The sequence below is a fragment of the Cupriavidus sp. 10L45 genome (assembly GCF_056395225.1).
Window position 1 is genome coordinate 249,807 of record NZ_JBFTJC010000002.1, and the last position, 23,711, is coordinate 273,517.

The 23,711-nt window shown below is 67.2% G+C and carries 20 protein-coding genes; 11 read left to right on the forward strand and 9 right to left on the reverse strand.

What is annotated here, in order from left to right; genetic code table 11:
* Nucleotides 1-19 precede the first annotated feature (19 nt).
* From fmdA to urtA, 6 genes are read right to left on the reverse strand one after another with little or no spacing between them, the layout of a single operon-like run.
* Nucleotides 20-1,252: a formamidase gene (gene fmdA, locus AC1DFU_RS04625; protein ID WP_092293932.1), complete on the reverse strand. Its 1,233-nt coding sequence runs from the start codon at nt 1,250-1,252 to the stop codon at nt 20-22.
* A gap of 52 nt (nt 1,253-1,304) precedes the next feature.
* Nucleotides 1,305-1,994, reverse strand: coding sequence for an urea ABC transporter ATP-binding subunit UrtE (urtE, locus tag AC1DFU_RS04630; protein WP_441591257.1), 690 nt, complete (start codon nt 1,992-1,994; stop codon nt 1,305-1,307).
* A 30-nt stretch (nt 1,995-2,024) separates the two neighbouring features.
* Nucleotides 2,025-2,768 (reverse strand): urea ABC transporter ATP-binding protein UrtD, encoded by a 744-nt coding sequence (urtD, locus tag AC1DFU_RS04635; RefSeq protein ID WP_092293928.1) that lies wholly within the window; start codon nt 2,766-2,768, stop codon nt 2,025-2,027.
* A gap of 12 nt (nt 2,769-2,780) precedes the next feature.
* Nucleotides 2,781-3,908 carry an urea ABC transporter permease subunit UrtC gene (gene urtC, locus AC1DFU_RS04640; protein ID WP_441591258.1) on the reverse strand — a complete coding sequence of 376 codons (1,128 nt, stop codon included), beginning with the start codon at nt 3,906-3,908 and terminating at the stop codon, nt 2,781-2,783.
* A gap of 19 nt (nt 3,909-3,927) precedes the next feature.
* Nucleotides 3,928-4,842 carry an urea ABC transporter permease subunit UrtB gene (urtB, locus tag AC1DFU_RS04645; RefSeq protein ID WP_441591259.1) on the reverse strand — a complete coding sequence of 305 codons (915 nt, stop codon included), beginning with the start codon at nt 4,840-4,842 and terminating at the stop codon, nt 3,928-3,930.
* A gap of 37 nt (nt 4,843-4,879) precedes the next feature.
* Nucleotides 4,880-6,160 carry an urea ABC transporter substrate-binding protein gene (gene urtA / locus AC1DFU_RS04650; RefSeq protein ID WP_441591260.1) on the reverse strand — a complete coding sequence of 427 codons (1,281 nt, stop codon included), beginning with the start codon at nt 6,158-6,160 and terminating at the stop codon, nt 4,880-4,882.
* Nucleotides 6,161-6,328: 168 nt separating this feature from the next.
* Here urtA and AC1DFU_RS04655 point away from each other — a divergent pair, with 168 nt between their 5' ends.
* The 5 genes from AC1DFU_RS04655 to AC1DFU_RS04675 all read left to right on the forward strand — a co-directional run bounded on the left by AC1DFU_RS04655 (nt 6,329) and on the right by AC1DFU_RS04675 (nt 12,793).
* On the forward strand, nt 6,329-9,676 hold the full coding sequence (locus AC1DFU_RS04655; protein WP_092293922.1) for a hybrid sensor histidine kinase/response regulator: 3,348 nt from the start codon (nt 6,329-6,331) through the stop codon (nt 9,674-9,676).
* 22 nt (nt 9,677-9,698) lie between these two features.
* Entirely contained in the window at nt 9,699-10,343 is a 645-nt protein-coding gene (locus tag AC1DFU_RS04660) for a response regulator transcription factor (protein WP_441591261.1), read from the forward strand.
* Nucleotides 10,344-10,468: 125 nt separating this feature from the next.
* A complete protein-coding gene (locus tag AC1DFU_RS04665) occupies nt 10,469-11,452 on the forward strand; it encodes a Bug family tripartite tricarboxylate transporter substrate binding protein (protein WP_441591262.1) in 984 nt (327 codons plus the stop codon).
* On the forward strand, nt 11,445-12,311 hold the full coding sequence (locus AC1DFU_RS04670) for a PhzF family phenazine biosynthesis protein (protein ID WP_441591263.1): 867 nt from the start codon (nt 11,445-11,447) through the stop codon (nt 12,309-12,311). Before AC1DFU_RS04665 ends, AC1DFU_RS04670 begins: the two co-directional genes overlap by 8 nt.
* Nucleotides 12,308-12,793: a RidA family protein gene (locus tag AC1DFU_RS04675; protein ID WP_092293914.1), complete on the forward strand. Its 486-nt coding sequence runs from the start codon at nt 12,308-12,310 to the stop codon at nt 12,791-12,793. The genes AC1DFU_RS04670 and AC1DFU_RS04675 overlap by 4 nt, the downstream gene beginning before the upstream one ends.
* Before the next feature lie 19 nt (nt 12,794-12,812).
* Here the strand turns inward: AC1DFU_RS04675 and AC1DFU_RS04680 are convergent, their stop codons facing one another.
* Together AC1DFU_RS04680 and AC1DFU_RS04685 are read right to left on the reverse strand one after the other, a co-directional pair.
* On the reverse strand, nt 12,813-13,625 hold the full coding sequence (locus tag AC1DFU_RS04680; protein WP_369823413.1) for a helix-turn-helix transcriptional regulator: 813 nt from the start codon (nt 13,623-13,625) through the stop codon (nt 12,813-12,815).
* A 125-nt stretch (nt 13,626-13,750) separates the two neighbouring features.
* The gene (locus AC1DFU_RS04685; RefSeq protein WP_092293911.1) at nt 13,751-15,310 is read right to left on the reverse strand and encodes a methyl-accepting chemotaxis protein; all 1,560 of its coding nucleotides are present in this window, start codon (nt 15,308-15,310) and stop codon (nt 13,751-13,753) included.
* Nucleotides 15,311-15,601: 291 nt separating this feature from the next.
* Between AC1DFU_RS04685 and AC1DFU_RS04690 the strand changes: the two genes are divergently transcribed.
* The 6 genes from AC1DFU_RS04690 to AC1DFU_RS04715 all read left to right on the forward strand — a co-directional run bounded on the left by AC1DFU_RS04690 (nt 15,602) and on the right by AC1DFU_RS04715 (nt 22,908).
* Nucleotides 15,602-16,255, forward strand: a complete 654-nt coding sequence (locus AC1DFU_RS04690) for a PepSY-associated TM helix domain-containing protein (protein ID WP_092293909.1) — start codon at nt 15,602-15,604, stop codon at nt 16,253-16,255.
* A 34-nt stretch (nt 16,256-16,289) separates the two neighbouring features.
* The gene (locus AC1DFU_RS04695) at nt 16,290-16,811 is read left to right on the forward strand and encodes a DUF2271 domain-containing protein (protein WP_092293907.1); all 522 of its coding nucleotides are present in this window, start codon (nt 16,290-16,292) and stop codon (nt 16,809-16,811) included.
* 53 nt (nt 16,812-16,864) lie between these two features.
* Nucleotides 16,865-17,698: a DUF4198 domain-containing protein gene (locus tag AC1DFU_RS04700; RefSeq protein ID WP_441591264.1), complete on the forward strand. Its 834-nt coding sequence runs from the start codon at nt 16,865-16,867 to the stop codon at nt 17,696-17,698.
* Between the two features lie 9 nt (nt 17,699-17,707).
* Nucleotides 17,708-18,730 (forward strand): FAD:protein FMN transferase, encoded by a 1,023-nt coding sequence (locus AC1DFU_RS04705; RefSeq protein WP_441591265.1) that lies wholly within the window; start codon nt 17,708-17,710, stop codon nt 18,728-18,730.
* Nucleotides 18,727-20,322: a sulfite reductase subunit alpha gene (locus AC1DFU_RS04710; RefSeq protein WP_144197569.1), complete on the forward strand. Its 1,596-nt coding sequence runs from the start codon at nt 18,727-18,729 to the stop codon at nt 20,320-20,322. Before AC1DFU_RS04705 ends, AC1DFU_RS04710 begins: the two co-directional genes overlap by 4 nt.
* Nucleotides 20,323-20,433: 111 nt before the next feature.
* A complete protein-coding gene (locus tag AC1DFU_RS04715; protein WP_441591266.1) occupies nt 20,434-22,908 on the forward strand; it encodes a penicillin acylase family protein in 2,475 nt (824 codons plus the stop codon).
* A gap of 47 nt (nt 22,909-22,955) precedes the next feature.
* Here the strand turns inward: AC1DFU_RS04715 and AC1DFU_RS04720 are convergent, their stop codons facing one another.
* Nucleotides 22,956-23,705: a creatininase family protein gene (locus AC1DFU_RS04720; RefSeq protein ID WP_092293895.1), complete on the reverse strand. Its 750-nt coding sequence runs from the start codon at nt 23,703-23,705 to the stop codon at nt 22,956-22,958.
* Nucleotides 23,706-23,711 lie beyond the last annotated feature (6 nt).

Below are 23,711 nucleotides of genomic sequence, written 5' to 3' on the forward strand. Positions count from 1 at the left end.
ATTGCAACATGGTGCCGGCTTAGACCACGTCTGGCGACAGTGGCAGATCCACGTCCCCCGCGATCATCCGCGTCGGCCCGCTGGCGCTGGGACGGATGTCGAAGTCGAAGATCTGGGTGGGCAACCACAGTGTGGCGCAGGCATTGGGAATGTCCACCACGCCACTGATATGCCCCTGCACCGGGGCGGTTCCGAGGATGGAGTACGCCTGCGCCCGCGAGTATCCGAACTTGGTCATGTACTCGATCGCATTCAGGCACGCCTGCCGGTAGGCGACCTGTACGTCCAGATAGTGCTGCTTGCCCGCTTCGTCGACAGAGATCCCTTCAAAGATCAGGTAGTCGTTGTAGTTCGGCGTGATGGGGCTCGGCTTGAAGATCGGATTGCGGATGCCGTACTTGGCCATGCCGCCCTTGATCAGCGACACGCGCATATGTACCCAGCCCGCCATCTCGATCGCGCCGCAGAACGTGATTTCGCCGTCGCCCTGCGAGAAATGCAGGTCGCCCACGGAAAGCCCGGCACCATCCACATAGACCGGGAAGTACACCTTGGCGCCGCGCGACAAATCCTTGATGTCGCAGTTGCCGCCATGCTCACGCGGTGGCACCGTGCGTGCCCCCGTGGCGGCGGCCTGGTCGCGCGCATCGCCCTGCAGCTTGCCCATGTGCGCCGTCGCCGCGAAGGGCGGATTCGCCAGCGGTGGCACGCGGTCCGGTTGCGTGGCGATAAAGTCCATCTCCCGCTTGTTCCATGTCTCGAGCATGGCCGGGTCCGGCAGGCAGCCAATCAGCCCCGGATGGATCAGCCCGGCGAAGTTCACACCGGGGATATGCCGCGACGAGGTGTACAGGCCGTGGAAATCCCAGATCGACTTCTGCGCCTGCGGGAAATGATCGGTCAGGAAGCCGCCGCCGTTCTGCTTCGAGAAGAATCCGTTGAAGCCCCACTGGCTGTCAGGCTTCGCGCCGATGTCGAGCAGATCCACCACGAGGAGGTCGCCCGGCTCCGCGCCTTCCACGCCCACCGGGCCGGTCAGGAAATGGACGATGGAGAGATCGATGTCACGCACATCGTCGGCCGAGTCGTTGTTCTTGATGAAGCCGCCGGTCCAGTCGTAGGTCTCCAGGATGAAATCCTCGCCGGGCTTGACCCAGCAGGCCATCGGGATATCCGGATGCCAGCGGTTGTGGACGTTGGGGTTCTCGTACGGCGATTCGGCCAGATCGACCTTGATCAGGGTATCCGTCATGACGTTTGCCTCCTGGTAGCGGGGAAGATGCGGTGAAGATGCGGGATTGCGTTCAGACCGACAGCAGTTGCCGGATGTGCGCCACATCCGTGCTGTGGCGCTGGGTCTCGTGCACGAAGCGGCCGCCTTCGATGACCAGCAGCCGATCGGCCACGTCCATCGCGAAGCTCAGCACCTGTTCGGAGAACACGATAGTGATGTCGCGCGTGCGCCGAATCTCGTTCAGCGCGCGCGCGATGTCCTTGATGATCGAAGGCTGAATGCCCTCGGTGGGCTCATCCAGCAGCAGCACCTTCGGGTTGCTCACCAGCGCGCGGGCGATGGCCAGCTGCTGTTGCTGCCCGCCGGAGAGGTTGCCGCCCTTGCGGCGCCGCATGTCGAACAGCACCGGGAACATCGCGAAGATCTCGTCCGGAATCCGCAGCACGCGGCTTTGCTCCATGCCGGTGAGGATGTTCTCCTCCACGGTCAGGTGCGAGAAGATCATGCGGCCCTGCGGCACATAGCCGAGGCCGGCGCGCACGCGACGATAGCTTTCGTCGTGCGCCACGTCGCGGCCATCCACGGTAACCTGGCCCGAGCGTACCGGGAGCATGCCGATCATCGCCTTGAACAGCGTGGTCTTGCCCATGCCGTTGCGGCCCATGATGGCCACGGTTTCGCCTTGCGCTGCGGAGAAAGACACACCATGCAGCGCCTCGCTCTGGCCATAGTTCACCACCACGTTGTCCACGGAAAGCATGCGGGATTCTCCTTTGGCGAGTTGGCCGCGTCAGTGGCCGAGGTAGACGTCGATCACGCGGGGGTCGTTCTGCACCTGGGCCATCGAGCCTTCGGCCAGGATGCGGCCCTGGTGCATCACGGTGACCTTGTCGGCAATACGCTGCACGAAGTCCATGTCGTGCTCGATCACGATCACCGCGCGGCCCTTGCTGATGCGCTTGAGCAGGTCGGCGGTCAATTCGCGCTCGCGTACGCTCATGCCTGCGATCGGCTCATCCAGCATCAGCAGTTTCGGGTCCTGCATCAGCAACATGCCGATCTCCAGCCATTGTTTCTGGCCGTGCGAGAGCTGGGCCGCCTCGCGCTCCAGGACATCGTCGAGCGCGATCTCCGCAGCCACCTCGGCCACGCGCTGGCGCTCCGCCTCGGTGGTGCGAAAGGTCAGCGCGCCCAGCACGCTGCGGCCGCGGGGGAACGAGACGGCCAGGTTCTGGAACACCGTGAGGTTCTCGTAGATCGAGGGCGTCTGAAACTTGCGCCCGACCCCGGCGCGTACGATCTGGTATTCGGGCAGGCCCGTCATCTCGCGATTGCGAAACTTGACGCTGCCGCCGCCGGCGCGCGTCTTGCCGCAGATCAAGTCGAGCAGCGTGGTCTTGCCGGCGCCGTTCGGGCCGATGATCACGCGGAGCTCGTCGCGGTCCACGTATAGCGTGAGGTTGTCGATGGCCTTGAAGCCGTCGAACGACACGGTCAAGTCCTCAACCGCCAGCATGAAGTCGGTATTGCTCATGATGTCTCCCGGTCAGGCCGTCTTGGCCGGCAGGGTTTCCGGCTTGGGCGGCTCGGTGGTGCGGCGGCGACGGCCGATGTACTTGGCGTAGAGCCCTGCCAGCCCGTCGGGAAACGCCACCACCACGCCGATGAACAGCGCCGCCATCAGGAACAGCCACAGATCCGGAAAGCTCTCCGAGAAGTAGGTCTTGCCGGCATTCACCAGCAGCGTGCCCCACACCGCACCCACCAGGCTCATGCGGCCGCCCACCGCGGCGAAGATCACCATCTCGATGGACGGTACGATGCCGACGAACGACGGCGACATGAACCCGACTTGCAAGGTGAACATGGCGCCGCCGATGGCCGCCAGCGCGGCCGCCAGGCAAAACACGAACACCTTGAACATCGACACGTCGTAGCCCGAGAACCGCACGCGGTCTTCCTTGTCGCGCATCGCCAGCAGCAGCACGCCGAGCTTGCTGCGCTGGATCCAACGGCACAGTGCGATGGCCCCGAACAGCAGCGCCACGGTGACGAAGTAGAGAATCAGCCGAGCGCTGTCGGTGCGGATATCCCAGCCGAGCAGCGTCTTGAGGTCGGTGATGCCGTTCACGCCGCCGGTATAGCCCTGTTGCCCGATGATCAGCACTGACAGAATGAGCGCCACCGCCTGCGTGATGATGGCGAAGTAGACGCCACCCACGCGCCGCCGGAACATCGCCACGCTGATGACGAATGCCAGCAGGGCCGGCACCACCACCACCCCGATCAGCGCGACCGGCAGATGGCGGAACGGCTCCCACCACCATGGCAGCGCCGTGAGCTGGTTCCAGTCCATGAAGTCGGGAATGCCCGGCGTGGACTGGATGGCGGTACTTTTGGCATCCGATGCCTCCAGCTTGAGGAACATCGCCATGGCATAGCCGCCGAGGCCGAAAAACACGCCCTGGCCCAGGCTCAGGACGCCGCCGTAGCCCCACAGCATCACCAGCCCCACGGCCACGAAGGCGTAGCTCAGGTATTTGCCGATCAGGTTCAGGCGGAACACATCCAGCGCAAGCGGCATGATCACCACCAGCACGAGCGCCAGCAGCGCGTAGCCGGCCCATGCGCCGCCTATGCCGCGCAGCCGTTGCAGTCGGGAAGAGTTGGACATCGTTTGTGCTCCTGGCATGTCAGCGCCGTACCGCCGGGGCGAACAGGCCCTGCGGACGAATCATCAGGATGGTCACGATCAGCAGCAGGGTCAGCACCCGTGCCATCGACCCGGTCATGAAGAACTCGGTGATGGACTGCATCTGCGCGATGCCGAACGCCGACGCCACCGTGCCGGCGAGGCTCGCTGCCCCGCCGAACGTGACCACGAGGAACGAATCGACGATGTACAGCGCGCCGCTGGTGGGGCCCGTGGAGCCGATCGTCGTGAATGCCGCGCCGGCCACGCCCGCGATGCCGCAGCCGATGGCAAACGTCAGGCGGTCGGTGCGCCGGGTATTGATGCCGGCTGCATTCGCCATCGGCCGGTTCAGCGTGGTGGCGCGTACGCGCAGCCCCCAGCGCGACCGGTACAGCGCGAGCCAGACAAGCCCCGCTACACAGAGCGTGAGCGCCATCACGAACAGACCGTTGATGGGGATGTCGAGCCCGGGTGCGGGTGACCATGAACCCATCAGCCAGTCGGGCAGCGTGGGGCTGACTTCCTTGGGGCCGAAGGTGGAGCGGAACGCCTGCTGCATGCCGAGCGACAGGCCCCAGGTGGCGAGCAGCGTATCGAGGGGCCGCTTGTAGAGATGCCGGATCAGCGCCCATTCGGCCAGCCAACCCGCGCCGAACGCGATGGCGAACGCGGCGCAGATGGCGAAGGGAAAGTAGTAGGGCATCCACGTCGGCGCCAGGCGCTCCACCGTGGTGGAGGCCAGGAAGATGACATAGGCGCCGATGGTCATGAACTCGCCGTGCGCCATGTTGATGACGCCCATCTGGCCGAAGATGATGGCCAGCCCGAGCGCCATCAGGAGCAGCACCGAGAACAGGCTCAGCCCTGCAAAGCCCTGCATCAGGCCGATGTTCAGCATGTCCGACACGTTCATGACTCTTACTCCGTGGATCGATGGGACGGCGACGGGCTTACTGATAGCCCTTCGGGAACGGATTGGGCGGAATCAGTTGCGGCGACTCGGCCACCACCTTGAACTGGCCATCGAGCTGCGCCAGCCCGACGCGCGTCTTGCTCCACAGGTGATGATTCGTATCCACCTTGACGTAACCCTCGGGGGCGGACTTCAATTCGATGCCCGGCGAGGCCGCGACGACCTTGTCGATATCGAAGCTGCCGGCCTTCTCCACCGCGGCCTTCCACAGCCAGGGGCCCAGGTAGGCGGCCTGCGTGACATCGCCGATCACGGCCTTGCTGCCGAACTTGCTCTTGAATGCATCGACAAACTGCTTGTTGTTGGGGTTGTCGAGCGACTGGAAGTACTTCATGGCCGCGTAGTAGCCGGCGATGTTCTCGCCGCCGATGCCGAGCACTTCGTCCTCGGTGACCGAGATGGTCAGCAGGAACTGCTTGTCGGCGGTAATTCCGGCCGCCTTGAGCTGCTTGTAGAAGGCAACGTTCGAGCCGCCCACGACGATCGCGTAGATGCAGTCGGGCTTGGCGACCTTGATCTTGTTGATCAGCGAGTTGAAATTGGTGTGGCCGAGCGGGTAGTACTCCTCGCCCACGACCTTGAGCTTGAGGAAGTTTTCGATGTGTTTGCGCGCGATCTTGTTGGATGTCCGCGGCCAGATGTAGTCGGAGCCAATCAGGAAGAAGCTCTTGGCGTTCTTCTGCTTGGCGGCCCAGTCGAGGCCCCAGATGATCTGCTGGGTCGCTTCCTGTCCGGTATAGATCACGTTCTTGGACTGCTCGAGGCCCTCGTAGAACGTCGGGTAGTAGAGCAGGCCATTCTCTTTCTCGAAGACGGGCAGCACGGCCTTCCGCGAGGCGGAGGTCCAGCAGCCGAACACGGCCGCCACACGGTCGTTGACCAGCAGCTTGCGGGACTTCTCGGCGAAGGTCGGCCAGTCCGAGGCACCGTCTTCCTTGATGACCTTGATCTTGCGGCCGAGGATGCCGCCAGCGGCGTTGATCTGGTCGATGGCGAGCTGTTCGGCCTGGATCGACCCGGTTTCCGAGATCGCCATGGTGCCGGTGGCCGAATGCAGCTGGCCGACGGTGACCTCGGTATCGGTGACGGCGAGCCGGGTGGTATTCACGGTGCCGGTAGGCAGATTGGCACCGTGGGCCTGCGCGGCCATGCCGGCCAGCGGCAGCGCGGGCAGGGCGGCAAGGCCCTGCATCAGCCGGCGGCGGGATTGGGAAGGCGGGGACCCGTTCTGTTCGTTATCGCTTTCGTTGTCACGCATGATCGACGCTCCGTTGGGGAAGAGGAATGCTGCGGAGCGATCATGCTGCGGGTGGGGGACGCCCAGCCATACGTCATTCAACGTAGTCGGGCCGGCCACTGGCGCACGGCACATCTCTTGCATCCGCAGCGCACGACCCATTGCCAGTGCGACCATGCACCCCTCTCCATGTCGAGCGTCCCCCAGCCCGTCCAGCGCATCAGCAAGATCCGGCGCGACTACAACCGCTGGGTGGCCGACGAGACCCTTGAGGACTACGCGCTGCGGTTTGCACCAAGGTCGTTCCGAAAATGGAGCGCGTTTCGGGTCGGAAATACCGCTTTTGGTGCAGTCGCGTTCCTCGCGCTGGAAGCCATCGGTGCCGCCATCACGCTCAGCTATGGCTTCACCAACGCGATGTGGGCCATCGGCGTGGTCAGCCTTGTCATCTTCCTGACCGGCCTGCCGATCTCCTACTACGCCGCGCGTCATGGCGTGGACATGGACCTGCTGGCACGGGGTGCGGGGTTCGGCTACCTTGGCTCCACCGTCACCTCGCTGATCTACGCCAGCTTCACCTTTATCTTTTTCGCGCTCGAGGCGGCCATCATGGCGCAGGCATTCGAGCTGCTGTTCGGTCTGCCGAGGTCCATCGGCTACCTGCTGTCCGCCATCGTGGTCATCCCGCTGGTCACCCATGGCGTGACGCTGCTGTCGCGTATCCAGCTCTGGACCCAGCCGCTGTGGCTCGTGCTGCTGATCCTGCCCTATGGGCTGATCCTGTGGCGCGAGCCGCAGCGCTATACCGAGTTTCTCTCGCTCAACGGGCGCCTGGCCGATGGCGACGGTTTCTCATGGGAAGCGTTCGGCGCCGCCGCCACGGTGGCCGCCGCACTGATCGCGCAGATCGGCGAACAAGTGGACTTCCTGCGCTTCATGCCGCCGCTCACGCGGGACAACCGCGTGCGATGGTGGGGGGCGTTGATTGCGGCCGGACCGGGCTGGATCATCCTTGGTGCGGCCAAGATGGTTGGCGGAGCGTTTCTCGCCTTCGTCGTACTGCAGGCGGAATTGCCGATCGCCCACGCGCTGGAACCGACGCAGATGTACCTGGCAGGCTTCGCACTCGGGCTCGGCAACGGTTGGCCCGGCTGGGTGGCCGTGCTCCTGACAGGACTGCTGGTGCTGGTCTCCCAGACCAAGATCAACATTACCAATGCCTACGCGGGCTCGCTGGCGTGGTCGAACGTGTTCGCACGGCTCACGCACAGCCATCCGGGCCGCGTGGTATGGCTCGCGTTCAACGTGCTGATCGCGGTCATGCTGATGGCGATGGGCGTGTTCGAGGCATTGGAGCAAGTGCTGGCGCTCTACGCCCACCTGGCGGTGGCGTGGGTCGGCGCCATCTTTGGCGACCTTGTCATCAGCAAGCCGCTTCGACTGTCGCCGCGCGATATCGAATTCCGCCGCGCCTACCTGTTCGACATCAATCCGGCAGGCTTCGGCGCCATGGTGCTGGCCTCGGCGTTGTCGATGCTGGTGCATCTCGGCGTGTTCGGCGACACGCTGCGTCCCGCCTCGGTAGGGGTGGGTCTCGCGCTGGCGGTCCTGTTGCCGCCGGCGATTGCCTACCTCACGCAGAGCCGCTATTTCATCGCGCGGGCACCGGTCCACTTCGGCGCGCGGCACGCGGTCATCCGTTGCGCGATCTGCCGTAACCCGTTCGAGCAGGAGGACGTGGCCGCGTGCCCGGCCTATCGCGGCCCGATTTGCTCGCTGTGCTGCACGCTGGATGCGCGCTGCGGCGACCGGTGCAAGCCGGGGGCCAGCGCGCAGGAGCAGATCGCCTTCGCGCTCACGCGCGTGCTGCCCGCCGGCACGCCGCTGGTCATGGCACGCCGCATCGGTCAGTTCAGTCTTGTGTTGGCTGGGATGGTGTTCGCGTTCGGCACGTTGCTGTGGCTGCTCTATACGCAGGAGCAGCTATCGGGCCCATTGGTGCACAGCGCCGCGCCGCGCACCGACCTGTTTCTCAAGATTGGTGCCGGGCTGGTGCTGTTTGCCGCGGTCGCTTCCTGGTGGCTGGTGCTGGCCAACGAAAGCCGGACCGTCGCCCAGGAAGAATCGGAACGCCAGAACGGGCTGCTGCAAAAGGAGATCGATGCGCACCGCCGTACCGATGCGGCGCTTCAGCATGCCAAGGAAGTCGCGGAGCAGGCCAATGCCGCCAAGAGCCGGTTCATCACCGGCATGAGCCATGAGATGCGCGCGGGGCTCAACTCCATCCTGGGATACTCGCAGCTGCTGCTGCGGGCACCGGCGTTGCCGGCGGCATGCCGCGAGGATGTGCAGACCATCGGCCGCGCCGGCGAACACCTGTCCAGCCTGGTCGATGGCCTGCTGGAGCTGTCACGGATCGAGGCCGGCAAACTGCGGCTCGAGCACGACGCCGTGGCGCTGGAGGGCGTGTTCGACGACCTGGTACGCATGTTCCGCCCGCTGGCCGCGGCACGCGGGCTGACGTTTCACTATCGCGTATCCGGCGCCTTGCCGGCCCATGTGCATGGCGATTCCAAGCGATTGCGGCAGATTGTCATCAACCTGGTCAGCAATGCCATCAAATTCACGGAGCACGGCGCGGTCACGCTGGCGGTACGCCATCAGCGTGAACTGGCGACGATCACGGTCAGCGACACGGGGCCCGGCATCGCGCCGGAAGACCAGGTGCGCATCTTCGATCCGTTCGAGCGCGCCACGGCCCATGACGACCGAGAGGGCATCGGACTGGGACTCGCCATCGTGCGGCTGCTGGTGGACCTGATGGGCGGCGAGGTCAGGGTGCGCAGTGCACCGGGCATGGGCAGCGAGTTCTCGGTGCGGCTCTATCTACCCGCACTGTCCGTACCGGTAACACGGCCACGGAGGGTCCCGGAGGCGCCGCTGCCGGCGAATGCAAGGGTGTTGATCGTCGATGACCGGCAGTCGCACCGGGCGGTGCTGCGCGGCTTCCTGTCACCGTTGGGGCTGGCGGTGCAGGAAGTGGGGGAGGGCGCCGCTGTGCTCCCGCAACTGCGGGCGTGGCATCCGCACCTGGTGCTGCTGGACCTGAACCTGCCGGATGCATCGGGTTGGGACCTGTGCCGTGAGATCCGCGCGGAGCCGGGCGCGCCGCAAGTGGTCATCGTCTCCGCCAACGCTCACGAGAACACCGAGGAGGCCAGGCTTCAGCATGGCTACCTCGGCTTCGTCAGCAAGCCGGTGCGCGAATCGGAGCTGATCGACATGGTCCGGCACGCGCTGACGCTGCCCGCCCAGCCCGCCGAGCCTGAGGCGCCGCCCCACGCCGAGCTGCTGCGCGAGATGCTGCAACTGGGCGCCACCGGCCGGCTGCGCGCGCTGGAGGCGCAACTGGCGGAACTTGCCGCCAGCGGCGGCGGCATCGGTGCGTGGGCGCGCAAGATGCTGACGCTGGCGCGTACCGATGGCGCTGCATTGAATGATCGACTTGGCGAGGCGCTCCGTGCATCCCGAACCTGAATCTTCTGCATCCGAAACACGTGTGCTCGTGGTGGACGACAACGCCGACGCGCGCAGCTTCCTGACCCGCGCGCTGGGCGGCGAAGCCATGCTGGTGCACACCGCTGCCAGCGGCAACGCTGCGCTCGGCGCGCTGGCCCACTTTTCCCCGGATGCGGTGCTGTTGGACGTGGATATGCCCGGGATGGACGGTTTTTCCACCTGTGCCGCGTTGATGGACCGCCACGCAGACCTCCCCGTCATCTTCATGACCGGCCTGGGCGATACGGTGCACATCGTACGGGGCTTCGAGGTAGGCGCGTGCGACTACGTCACCAAGCCGGTGGCCATCGCCGAGGTGGTGGCCCGCGTGCGGTCCCACGTCGGCAAGGCGCGGCAGGCGCGCGCGCTGCGCGAGGCCATCCTGCGCGGCCATGGCGAAGCGGAAGGCAGCGCCGACATGCTCGCGTCCACGGCGGCACTCACGCGGCGTGAGGCCGAAGTCATGTCGTGGGTAGCCCGTGGCAAGACCAACCGCGATATTGCCGACATCCTCGGCATGAGCCCGCGAACCGTCAACAAGCACCTGGAGCACATCTTCGAGAAGCTCGGCGTGGAAACGCGCACTGCCGCCGTGGCAGCCAGCGCAGCACGCGCCAGGGGGCATGTACCGGCACCGGCCGATTGATCTGTCGGGCGCTTTGGACGCCGGATCTGCCGCGAGCGCATTTTGGATCGCTGAACGTCGCATTCCGGTTTGAGGGCGGGTCGACGCGTTTCTAGACTGCATGCATTCCAACAAGGGGAGTGCACATGTCCATCCTGTCCATATCCACGCGCAGGGCCTGGTGCGCCCTGCTGGCGGGCGCTGTCGCAGCGTGTTCCGTCGCCGCCCATGCGGAAACCTGGCCGGCGAAGCCCATCACCATGGTGGTGCCATTCCCGGCTGGTGGCGGTACCGACCTCGTGGTTCGCTCGATCCAGCCGCTGCTGCAGCGCGAACTCGGGCAGCCTGTCGTGATCGACAATCGCAGCGGGGCTGGCGGCACGATCGGTTCGGGCTTCGTGGCGCGGGCCGCCGCCGATGGCTACACGGTGGGCGTGGTCACGACGAGCACGCATGCGGTAAGCGTCGCGCTCTATCCGAAGCTGGCCTACAACCCGGCGAAGGACTTCGCCTATGCGGGCTTCATCGGCACATCGCCTTATGTGCTGGCCGTCCACAACGCCATGCGCGTGGCCGATGCCCGGACGCTCGTCGCCCGGTTGAAGGCGGACAAGTCGCAGCACAGCTTTGCGTCGGTAGGCGTTGGCACCGTGTCGCACCTGATGGGCGAACAGTTCCAGAAGTTCGTTGGTGTGCCGATGGTCCACGTCCCGTATCGTGGCGCGGCACCGGCCTACACCGATCTGATTGGCGGTCAGGTGCAGATCATGTTCGACAACCCGGTCGGATTGGCGCCCTACATCAAGGCTGGGAAGGTTGCCGCCATTGCTGTGACGGCCTCCACGCCGTTGTTGCCGGAAGTTCCGACGTTCGCCAGCCAGGGTGTGCCCGGCTTCGAGCAGCAACTGTGGTACGGCATCGCCTTTCCGAAGGGGACGCCCGCTGCGATCGTCGATCGCTTCAATGCCGCGTTGAACAAGGTGCTCGCCGACAAGGCGGTCGCCGACGATCTTGCCGGCAAAGGCGTGACCGCGCGCCCCGGGACGCCGTCCGCGCTGCAGGCTGCCGTCCAGCAGGACATCCCATACTGGGGCAAGATTGCCAAGTCCGTGGGAGCCATAGGTGAGTGACGTCAATCTGATCCGGGTGTTCGTGCGCGATGGGCAAGGCGGCAATCCGGTGCCGTTGGTCGCCGACGCGCGTGGCATGAGCGCGCCGGCAATGCAAAGCGTTGCCGCAACGCATGGACACGAGTCGGCATTCGTATTGCCGAGCGAGATCGGCTGCGATTGGCGCTTTCGCTTCTTCGTGCCGCAGCACGAGATGGAGATGTGTGGTCATGCCACGGTGGGCACGCTGTGGGCGCTGCGCCAGTGGGGGCGTTGGACCACGCCGACGGCGCGCATCGAAACGCTGAGTGGCATCGTGCTGGCGTATTGGGACGACGCATCGCAGCGCGTCTGGATTTCGCAGCCGGCAGTGCGTACCGAGGTGCTGGATGCCGGGGCGTCGGACCGCGTGGCCATGCAGCTCGGCCTGCCTGCCGGCAGCTATGCGGCCATCAATGCCGCGACCAGCCGCGTGAAGACGCTTGTCTGCCTGCCATCCGTGGCGATGCTCGACGGTTTGCAGCCGGATTTCTCGACCATGGAGCCGCTATGCGCGTCGATCGGCTCGACTGGCCTCTATCCCTATGCGTTCGGGGCGCCTAAAGCGGACGGGCAGCCCGTCGTCCATGCGCGGCAGTTTCCGAAGTCGTCGGGCTATCCCGAAGACGCCGCCACCGGCATCGCTGCGGCGGCGTTGTGGGGGTATCTGAACCAGGCGGACCCACTGCGTGGCCAGGGTCGAACGGTGTCGTCCATCGCAGTCCGGCAGGGCGATGCCATGGGCAGCCCTTCGGAAATCCTCGTGGCTCCACGCCATGGGGACTCAGGCGAGCCCGACGGCTGCTGGCTCAGTGGCGGCGTGGCATGGAGCCACGCATGACGGTCAGTTCTCCCGAAGCCTTGCTTGCTGCCGCAGGATTTGCCATGCCCGCGGTGTCCAGTCCGCGTGGTAGCTATGCGCCGTATCGCGCGGTGGAGGTGGGGCCATCGCGTTGGGTGTCGATCGCCGGGCAGGTATGCCGGCAGCAAGGCGTGGCCATGGCAGGCCAATGCCAGAGCGAAGCCGATGTGGAACCCGCCCGCCGTGCTGCCGAAGTATCGATGCTGAACGCGCTGGCGGCGCTTCGGGTGGCTTGCGACGGCGAGTTGTCACGCGTCATCCAGATCGTCCGCCTGCGCGGCTTCATCCGCGCGGCGTCAGACTTCACCCATCATCCGGCCGTGCTCGATGCGGCCTCGGCCGTCCTGCGTACGGCATTCCCCGATCAGCCCCTGCCCGCTCGCAGCGCGCTGGGTGTGTCGAGCCTGCCGGATGGGGCGTGGACGGAGATCGAGATCGATGCTGTCGTGATGGCGGGATGAGGTCGCAAGTCCGCCGCGCCTATGACGGATCGGCGGCCTCGCGCAGCAAGCGGTGCAGATGTCCGCTGGATGAAAAGCCGAGGTCCAGGCTGACGCTGGCGACGGATTGACCTTGCGCGATCAGGGCGCGTGCATGCGTAGCCAGGATGCGACGCCTGAGTGCCACGGGCGTCACGCCGAACTCGATCTGGCAAGCGCGCTGCAAATGCCGGATCGAGACGCCCAGCTCGCTGGCCACGGTATCGATCGAAGGCAAGGGCAGGTCGCGTTCGAGCGCCTGATGGAAGCGCCGGACCATGCGCAGTGCCACGGATGCCGGCTCTTCGGGTATCGCCAGCGGCCGGCTGCTCATCAGTTGCTCCACGATGGCGCGCACCAGCCAGGAAGCGCTCGTCGCCGAGATCCCCGGCGCCAGCAGCGCCTCGAGCATTGCGATGGTCGCGGCGTCCAGATGCATGGCGCCAAACGGTCGACCGGCGGGCAGGCGGTCGGGCGGCAGGTATAGCTCCCCATGCTGTTGGCGCCCGCGCTCGGATGCCGTCAGATGCGAGATCGACGCCGGCAGCAGCACTGCGGTGCCGCGCACCAGCGAAACGGCATGCGGCGAGTCCGGCTCGCCGGACACATCGTTCCATGTCGTCTTGAGTCTCCCCATGCGCGGCCACAGCAGCATGCCGCAGTCGTGGATATGCCATCCCCGGTGAAAAACGGGCTGGCGGCTGTCATGCAGCGCGAATCCATGCTTCGCAGTCAGATGCAGCTTGGGAGACAGGTGAGGATCGTTGGTCATCGGGGGCGCTTCGGCAGCCATCGGCAGCATGCCGTCGATCATACGCTGTTCCCGGTCTCTCCCAGTTCACCAGAACCGGGCGTTCCGGCGATTCCACGACAACCCACAAAAAAAGCCCGCAGCCAGACCGGCCTGCGGGCTTCAACACCCTTGTCGAAACACCTGCTTCAGATTGCCCCTGCCAACCTGAACTGCCCCACGGCCCGGTGCAGGGCGTCTGCCTGATCTTCCAGCGACGCCGCTGCGGCCGTGGCTTCCTCCACCAGCGCCGCGTTCTGCTGCGCCATCTGGTCCATTTGCGACACCGCCTGGTTCACCTGCTCGATGCCGCCCGTCTGTTCTTCGGTGGCGGCGCGCATTTCGCCCATCAGGTCGGTCACGCGCTTCACCGCTTCGACGATCTCTTCCATGGCGCGGCCGGCGCCTTCCACCAGCACCGAGCCGTCTTCCACGCGCTGGGCCGAGTTGTCGATCAGGGCCTTGATCTCCTTGGCCGCCGTGGCCGAGCGCTGGGCCAGGCTGCGCACCTCGCCGGCCACCACGGCGAAGCCGCGGCCCTGTTCGCCCGCGCGGGCGGCTTCCACTGCCGCGTTCAGCGCCAGGATGTTGGTCTGGAAGGCGATGCCCTCGATCACGCCGATGATGTCCACCACCTTGCCGGACGCCGCCTTGATCTCGCCCATCGTGCCCACCACCTGGTGCACGATCTGGCCCCCGCGCACGGCGATGTCCGAGGCGCCTTCGGCCAGCCGCGACGCCTGCCGGGCGTTGTCGGCGCTCTGGCGGACCGTGCTCGTCAGCTCCTCCATGCTTGCGGCGGTTTCCTCGAGCGAGGCGGCCTGCTCCTCGCTGCGGCGCGACAGATCCACGTTGCCCGCCGCGATCTGGCGTGCCGCGCCGGCGATCGAATCGGCCGAGCCTCGGATTTGTCCGATGGCCCCGGTCAGGCGCGCCTGCATCTGCTGCATGTTGTAGAGCACGCTTTCGCGGTCGTTGGGCTTGGTTTGCACATGCGAGGCGAGGTCGCCCTCAGCGATGCGCGCCGCGATCTGCGACGTCAGCGCGGGCTCACCGCCCAGCTGCTTCTGCAGGCTGATGGAGACCCGCACCATCACCACGCTCATCAGCGCGCCCACGCCCAGCAGCCAGCCCAGCGCTTCCCAGAGCGACCGGCGGAATTCGGCGTGGATGTCATCGAGGTACAGCCCGGCGATGAAGTCCCAGTCCCACGGTTTGAAGTTCAGCACGTAGCTCAGCTTGGGCTGGGGGGCCTCGGCGCCCGGCTTGGGCCAGAGGTATTCGACGAAGCCGTGGCCCGGGTTCTTGCCCAGCGCGGCGATCTCGCGGAACAGGTAGACCCCGTTGGGGTCCTTCATGTCGCCCATGTTCTTGCCATCCAGCTCCTTCTTGATGGCATGCATGAGCACCACGTGATCCGAACGCATCACGGTGAAATAGCCGTCCGCGCCAAAGCGCAGCGCGCGCACGCGGTCCAGCGCCTGCTTCTGGGCTTCTTCCACCGGCAGCTTGCCGGCCCGCGCCATCGCTTCGTATTCGGTGACGATGGAGTTGGCGACATCGGTGACATGTTCGAGTGACAGCTTGCGGTCCTCGAAACGCAGCGCGCGCATTTCCCAGGCATTCCAGAGGGTGATGGCCAGCAGGCAGATCCAGCTCAGCACCAGCGGCAGCATGAGCTTTTTTCTCAGGCTGAGATTTTGCAGCATTCGTTTTCCTCCTTTTCCTTGTCTGAACCCGCTCGGGGCGATCGATTTGTCGCCCTCTATGGGTGCCATAACGGCGCGGTCATCAAGGATCTTGATCGGGGGGAAACACTGATAGGGTAAGGTGATGCAAGAGGCGCACGGGGTGTAACGCACCGTAACCATGACAGCGTGTCGACTACGTCATGTCAGATTGCCTCAACAAATGAGAACCATTACCATCTAGGTGTTGCGGCTAATCGACATGCCGCCGCGCCCCCCGCGCGCGCCCCGCGCGCCCCCTTTCTCACCCGCATGACAGACAACCCGCCGGCCTCCGGCCAGCAGCGCCGCGCCTTTTGGCTCAAGCATCTTCATCAATGGCACTGGATCAGTTCCGCGATCTGCCTGATCGGGATGATGCTGTTCGCCATCACCGGCTTCACGCTGAACCATGCCGGCCAGATCGAGGCCCGGCCCAGCGTGGTCACCCGCAGCGAAACCGCACCGCGTGACGTGCTGGCCGCCCTCCGACGCGCGGCCCCGGCCGGCGCCGCCCAGAAGAACGAAAAAGCGCCCGTGCCGCCCGTGCTGGCCCAATGGCTGTCGGAATCCCTCCATGTGGATGCCGAAGGCCGCGAGGCCGAATGGTCCGCCGATGAACTCTACGTGGCCCTGCCACGCCCCGGCGGCGACGCCTGGGTCAGCGTGGCGCTGGACAGCGGCGAGGTGCAGTTCGAAGCCACCTCGCGCGGCTGGATCTCCTATTTCAACGATCTGCACAAGGGCCGCAACACGGGCCATGCGTGGAGCCTGTTCCTCGATGTGTTCGCCTTCGCGTGCCTCGTCTTCAGCCTCACCGGGCTGTTCCTGCTGAAGCTGCACGCCGGTGGCCGCATGGCCACCTGGCCGCTGGTGGGGGCGGGGCTGGTGGTGCCGCTGCTGCTCGCCATCGTGTTCATTCACTGATTTGCATTCCATCCAACCAGAAAAGGTAGTTCCGATGCGCCGACTCCTTACCGTGACCATGACCGGCCTGGCCGCCGCCCCGCTTGCGCCCGCCATGGCCGCCGACCTGAACGTCAAGGTGGATATTCCCCGCCTCACCGTGGCCGAGTACCACCGCCCCTACGTGGCGATGTGGGTGGAGCGCGCCGATCAGAGCCCCGTTTCCACGCTGGCGGTCTGGTACGACGGCAAGAACAAGGACGGCGAAGGCACCAAGTGGCTCAAGGACATGCGCCAGTGGTGGCGCAAGGCGGGCCGGGACATGCAGATGCCGGCCGATGGCATCTCCGGCGCCACGCGTGCGCCGGGCGAGCAGGCGGTGTCGTTCTCCGCCGGCAAGTCGCCGCTCGGTAAGCTGCCCGCCGGCGACTACCAACTGGTGGTGGAGGCCGCGCGCGAAGTCGGGGGCCGCGAACTGGTGCGCGTGCCGTTCACGTGGCCGCCGCAATCCGCGCAGACGGCCCGTGCCAAGGGCGAACACGAACTCGGCGGCGTCACCGTCGAACTGAAGCCCTGACCCGCACCCCATCCGTTCTCACCCCGAATCACTGGATTGACTGGAGCCTGACGATGAACAAGCCTGCCCGCTTCCCGCAACGCCTTGCCATGCGCGCCGCCGTGCTGGCGCTGGCCGCCCTGGCCCCGCTGGCCGCCCACGCCCACCGCCAGTGGCTGCTGCCGTCGGCCACCGTGCTGTCTGGCAACGACGCCTGGGTGACTGTGGACGCCGCCGTCTCCAACGACCTGTTCTACTTCGAACACGTGCCGATGCGGCTCGATAACCTCGTCGTCACCGGCCCGGATGGCGCCGCCGTGAAGGCCGAGAACGCCTCCACCGGCAAGTACCGCAGCACCTTCGACCTGCACCTGACGCAGCCGGGCACCTACCGCGTGGCCGTGATCAACCAGGGTGTGTTCGCCTCGTGGAAGGAAGGCGGCCAGACCAAGCGCTGGCGCGGCACCGCCGAGGCGCTGGCCAGCAACGTGCCGGCCAACGCGCAGGACCTGCAGGTGACCGAGAACGCCGGCCGCGTGGAAGCCTTCGTGACCGCCGGCAAGCCGTCCAAGCAGGCGCTGTCGACCACGGGCCGCGGCCTGGAGCTGGCCCCGATCACCCACCCGAACGACCTCGTGGCGGGCGATACGGCCAGCTTCCGCCTGCTGCTGGACGGCAAGCCCGCCAGCAACCTGAAGGTGGAGATCGTGCCGGGCGGCATCCGCTATCGCGACAAGCTCAACGACCTGAGCGTCACCACCGACGCGGACGGCAAGTTCAGCGTCAAGTGGCCGGCCCCGGGCATGTACTGGATGGAAGCCGATGTCCGCGACGACAAGACCTCGGTCAAGCAGGCCAAGGCCCGCCGCGCGGCCTACGCGGTGACCGTGGAAGTGCTGCCCCAGTAAGACCGATCGATGCCGCGCGTGCTGATTCCCACCTCGCTCTCCGCGCCGCCGCCCACCCCGGCGGCGGGCGGGCGCGTGCGGCAGTGGGCCGGCCAGACCATGGGTACCACGTGGTCGGTGTCGGCGGTGCAGGCGGGCGGGGAGGATGCAAGCATCGGGGATGGCATCGAGGCGGCGATCGAGGCGGTCCTGGCCAACGTCATCGCCCAGATGAGCAACTGGTCCGAGACCTCGGACCTGAGCCGCTTCAACCGCGCTGCCGCCGATGCCTGGGTCACGCTGCCCGAGGATTGCTTCGCGGTGCTCCAGGCCGCGCTGCAGGTGGCGCGCGACAGCGGCGGCGCCTACGATCCGAGCGCCGGTCCGCTGGTGGACCTGTGGGGCTTCGGCCCCGCAGGTCTGGCGCATGCGCGCCAGACCGCGCCCACACCGGACGACGTGGCGCGCGTGCGCCAGCCCTGCGGCTGGCAGCGCATCGAGGTTGATGTGCCGAACCGCCGGGCGCGCCAGCCGGGCGGGCTCGCGCTGGACTTTTGCGCCATCGCCAAGGGGTTTGCTGTCGATGCGGTGTCCCGCCATCTGGACGCCCGCGGCGTCACCGATCATCTGGTCGAGATCGGCGGCGAACTGCGCGGTCAGGGCCTCAAGCCCGACGGCATGCCGTGGTGGGTGGAACTGGAATCGCCCGAGGCGAACGCCCACGGCGCCGCCCGCACGCTGGTGGCGCTGCTCGGGCTGTCCATCGCCACGTCCGGCGACTATCGCCGCTACTTCGAGCAGGACGGCCGACGCTTTGCCCACACCATCGACCCGCGCACCGGCTACCCGGCGGCGCACGCGCTGGCTTCGGTGACGGTGATCCACCGGGACTGCATGCTGGCCGATGCCTTGTCCACGGCGCTGACCGTGCTTGGGCCCCAGGCGGGCATGGACTTCGCGCGGCGCCATGCGCTGGCGGCGCGCTTCCTGGTCCGCACGCCGCGCGGCTTCGATGAACTTACCTCGCCGGCGTTCGCCGCCATGCTGTCATGACCGTGGGACGCCTGTGGCCCTGGGCCGTGTGCCTTGCCGGCGTCGCGCTGGCCGTGCTGTCCCCGGAGCGGATGGCGATGGCCGCCGGCGTGGTGGCGGCCTATGCGGGCTTCTGCGCCGCCATCCTCGCCCAGCATCGCCGCCGCCGCGCGGCGCGGGTGGGGCTCATTCAGCAGGACAACGGCGCCGCGCGCCCGACGCTGGTGGCCTACGCCAGCCAGACCGGCTTCGCCGAGCAACTGGCGATGCAAACCGCCCGCGCGCTGCAAGGCGCCGGGCTGCCGGTGCAAGTCCTGTCCTTTGCCGAGCTGGACGGCGCGCGGCTGGCCGCCTGCGGGCAGGCGCTGTTCCTGGTCAGCACGACAGGCGAGGGCGACGCGCCCGATACCGCCTCCGGCTTCACGCGCAAGCTGGTGTCCGGCGCCGCGCCGGAATCGCTGCGCCAGTTGCGCTACGGCATTCTCGCGCTGGGCGATAGCAGCTACGCGCGCTTCTGCGCCTTCGGGCACACGCTGTCCGGCTGGTTGCAGCGCCATCACGCCCAGCCGCTGTTCGACATGGTCGAGGTGGACAACGGCGACCCCGGCGCGCTGCGCCACTGGCAGAACCATCTCTCCGCGCTCGGCGGCGGCGCGGAGATTGCCGACTGGGAGCGCCCGCGCTATGGCCGCTGGCAGCTGGTGGAGCGCCGGCTGCTCAACGCCGGCAGCCAGGGGGCGCCGGCCTGGCACCTCGCGCTGGTGCCCGAAGATCCCAGCGATCTGGCGTGGACGGCTGGCGACATCGCGGAGGTCGGCCCCTGCCAGCCGCCGGACGTGGTGGCGACCCTGCTGACCCGTCTCTCCCTCGATGGCGCCACGCCGGTCCGCTGCGACAGCCGCCCCATGACGCTGGCCGAGGCACTGGCCACGCGCCTGCCGCTGCCCGATGCCCATCTCGACACCATGGCCGGCCTGGCCCCGCAGGCGCTGATCGACGCCCTGCCGGCCCTGCCGCACCGCGAGTATTCGATTGCCTCGCTGCCCGCCGATGGCCGGCTCGAACTGCTCGTGCGCGAGACCCGTCATGACGATGGCCGGCTGGGGCTGGCTTCCGGCTGGCTGACCGTCCATGCCCCCGAGGGCACGCATATCGCGCTGCGCGTGCGCGCCAATCGCGCGTTTCATCCGCCTGCCGATGACCGCCCGCTGATCCTGATCGGCAACGGCACGGGCCTGGCCGGCCTGCGCGCGCTGCTGAAGGCCCGCGCGGCCGCCGGGCATCGGCGCAACTGGCTGCTGTTTGGCGAGCGTTCCGCCGCCCATGACGACTTCCACGGTGCAGAACTGCGCGCGTGGCAGGAGCAAGGCGTGTTGCAGCGCATCGACCGTGCGTGGTCGCGCGATGGTTGCGTGCCGCACTACGTGCAGGACGCCGTGACGGCGCAGGCCGACGCCATCCGCGCATGGCTGGCCGAAGGCGCGGCGATCTATGTCTGCGGCAGCCTGCAGGGCATGGCCGGCAGCGTGCACGCGGCGCTCGCCGGCATCACCGGCGAAGACGCTTTGCAGGCGATGACCGAGGACGGGCGCTACCGTCGGGACGTTTACTGAACCTGAAACGCCTGTATTGCGGCGGCGCACGATCGCCGTATCGGCCCCATCGGCGCCACATTCGTCTATCCTCATGAGTCCTGATTCAACAGGCCCCGAAGAGGAGACACAATGCTTCACCATTCCCGTCCGCTGCGGCGCACTGCCGCCGCGCTCGCTTGTCTTGCCACGCTCTCCAGCCTCACCACCCTCAGCACCCCCGCCGCCCTCGCCGCCGGCCCAGACCGCTTCGCGGTGCCGGGGCTGGAGAAGCCGGCCAGCATCCTGATCGACAAATGGGGCGTGCCCCATATCTACGCCGGCACGCTCTACGACGCTTTCTACGCGCAGGGCTTCATGGCCGCGCGCGACCGCCTCTGGCAGATCGACCTCTGGCGCAAGCGCGGGCTCGGCGAGATGGCCAAGGACTTCGGGCCGGCCTATGTCGAGGGGGACCGCATGGCGCGCGCGGTGCTGTTCCGGGGCGATATGTACCGGGAGTGGCTGGCCTACGGCTCAGACGCCAAGCGCGTGGCCGAAGCCTTCGTGGCCGGCGTGAACGCCTACGTGGCGCAGACGGAGGCCAACCCGGCGCTGCTGCCGCCCGAGTTCCGGGTGCTGAACTACAAGCCGGCGCTCTGGCGCGCCGAAGACATCGTGCGGATTCGCCACCACGGCCTGACGCTCAATTTCACGGGCGAGATGGACCGCGCGGCGGTGTTCTGCGAAGGCAAGGCCAACGCGGTGCGCGCCGACTGGGTGCGCCGCGAACTCGATCCGCCGGTCGAGCCGAAGCTGCCCGAGGGGCTGGACCCCTGCGCGCTGCCCGTGGCCGAGCTGAAGCAGGCCTACGCGCTGGCCACGGCCGCGCCGCGCTTTCCGAAGGAGTGGTGGACACCGGGCGCCAGCAAGGCTGCGGCCGCGGGGGCTGGGAACGTGCCGGTGGACCAGCTCTATGCGATGGTCGATGCGTCGAGTGACACCGGGCGCAGCCTGGGCTCGAACAACTGGGTCATCGCCGGCAGCCGCACCACCACGGGCCGGCCGATCCTCGCCAATGACCCGCACCGCGCGCACGGCGCCCCGAGCCTGCGCTACATCAGCCACCTGAACGCGCCGGGCCTGTCCGTGATCGGCGCCGGCGAGCCGTTCCTGCCGGGCATCTCGATCGGCCATAACGGCACCATCGCCTTCGGCCTGACCCGGTTCTACATGGACCAGGAAGACCTCTACGTCTACGAGACCAACCCGGGCCAGGCGCGCGAGTATCGCTACAAGGGCCGCTGGGAGCCGATGGAAACCGTCACCGAGCAGATCGCGGTGCGCGGGGAGGCCACGCCGCGCACGGTGACCATCGACTACACGCGCCACGGCCCGGTGCTCTACGCCGACGCCAAGACCCAGCGCGCCTGGGTGCTGCGCGCCGCGTGGCTGGACTACGGCATGGCGCCGTATTTCGGGTCGATGGACTACATGCGCGCGCGCAACTGGGACCAGTTCCGTGCGGCGATGAACCGCTGGGGTGCGCCGGGCGAGAATCAGGTCTACGCGGACACCTCGGGCAATATCGGCTGGATTCCGGGCGGGTTGACCGTGAACCGGCCCAACTGGGACGGCCTGACGCCGGTGCCCGGCGATGGCCGCTACGAGTGGGCCGGCTATCGCAACATGGACGAACTGCCGTGGGCGTATAACCCGACGCCGGGCTACGTGGTCACCGCCAACGAGAACAACATCCCGGCCAACCATCCGGCCGCGAAGATCGGTGTGGGCTATGAGTGGAGCGACAGTTCGCGCGCCCAGCGGCTCAAGGCGGTGGTGGGGGCCAAGTCGCGCAGTTCGGTGGCGGACTCGATGGCGTGGCAGAACGACACGGTGTCCCTGCCGGCCCAGCGCGTGGTGGCGCTGCTCAAGCCGCTCAACAGCCCGGACGCGCAGGTCCAGCGCGGGCTGGACCTGCTGCGCAACTGGGACGGCAACGAACGCGCCAACAGCGCGGCGGCGGCGCTGTTCGAGGTCTGGTTCAGCAAGCACCTGCGCACGGCCATCGTGCGCGGGGCGCTCTCGCCGGAGGCGGCCAAGCTGGTGGGCGCGGGCGATGCCACCCGGGTGATCGCGGTGATGGAGCAGCCCGACACCTGGATGACCGTCGAGCGCCGCAACGAGATCATGTTCGCCACACTGAAATCGGCCATGGCCGAGGTGGAGAAGGCGCTCGGGCCGGACCCGGCGGCGTGGCAGTGGGGCAAGCTGCACACCGCCGTGTTCAACCATCCGCTCAACGCCCTTCTCGACCCCGCCCAGCGCCAGCAGTACGACGTGAACGCGGGGCCGATCGGTGGATCGTCGTTCACGCCGATGAACACCAGCTATCGCAACAATGACTTCCAGCTGACCGCCGGGGCCTCGTTCCGGATGGTGCTGGACGTGGGCAACTGGGACGCCTCGCGCGCGGTGAACACGCCGGGGCAGTCGGGCAATCCGGCCAGCCCCCACTACCGCGATCTGGCGCCGCTGTGGGCCAAGGGGGAATACTTCCCGCTGGTCTACACGCGCAAGGCGGTGGAAAAGGCGACCACCGAGCGCGTGGAACTGGTGCCGCGCTGAGCGGCGGGCTGCCCGAGGGGCAACCTCGGGCCAACCTGACGACAACCTCAGGCCGGCGGCCGTTCCTGGCTGAATGCCGCCAGCTCGCGTGCCAGGCTCTGCGCTGCGAGTTCGACCAGCGCGCGGCCCCGTTCGCGCGTGGCCAGCCCCGGGTTGGAGCCCAGCCGGCCGTCAGGGAAGCGGGCGCGGAAGTCCAGCGCATCGCGGATCGGGCCGGACGGGGCGATGGGCGGCGCGTAGTCCGCCGTCTTCACCGACTCCGGGAAGGCCCATTGCGTGATGGCGATCTCGGAGGGCGTGGCGTGCGCGCCATGCCCGGTCGGGAACTGGTCGCGCGCCAGTTCGCCCACGCCTTCCAGATCCCACCAGTTGGCGAGTTTCAGCGCGAAGCCGGCCGGGCGCCGCGCGAAGCTGGCTTCCGCGTACAGCTCCGAGAACGCCGCCTCGATCGAGGCCACATTCCCGCCGTGCCCGTTCAGGAACAGGATCTTCTCGAAACCGTGCAGGGCGAGGGAGCGTACCCAGTCGCCAATCGCGGCGATGAACGTCGACGGGCGCAGCGAGATCGTGCCCGCAAAGGCCAGGTGATGCTGGGCCATGCCGATATTGAAGGTCGGGGCGATCAGGATGTCGGCCGATTTCTCCGCCTCCCGCGCGATGATCTCGGGACACAGCCAGTCGGTGCCCAGCAGGCCGGTCGGGCCGTGCTGCTCGTTGGAGCCGATCGGCACGACGATCGTGCGGCTGCGCTGGAGGAACGATTCGATTTCGGCCCAGGTGGACATGTGCAGTTGCATGGGAAT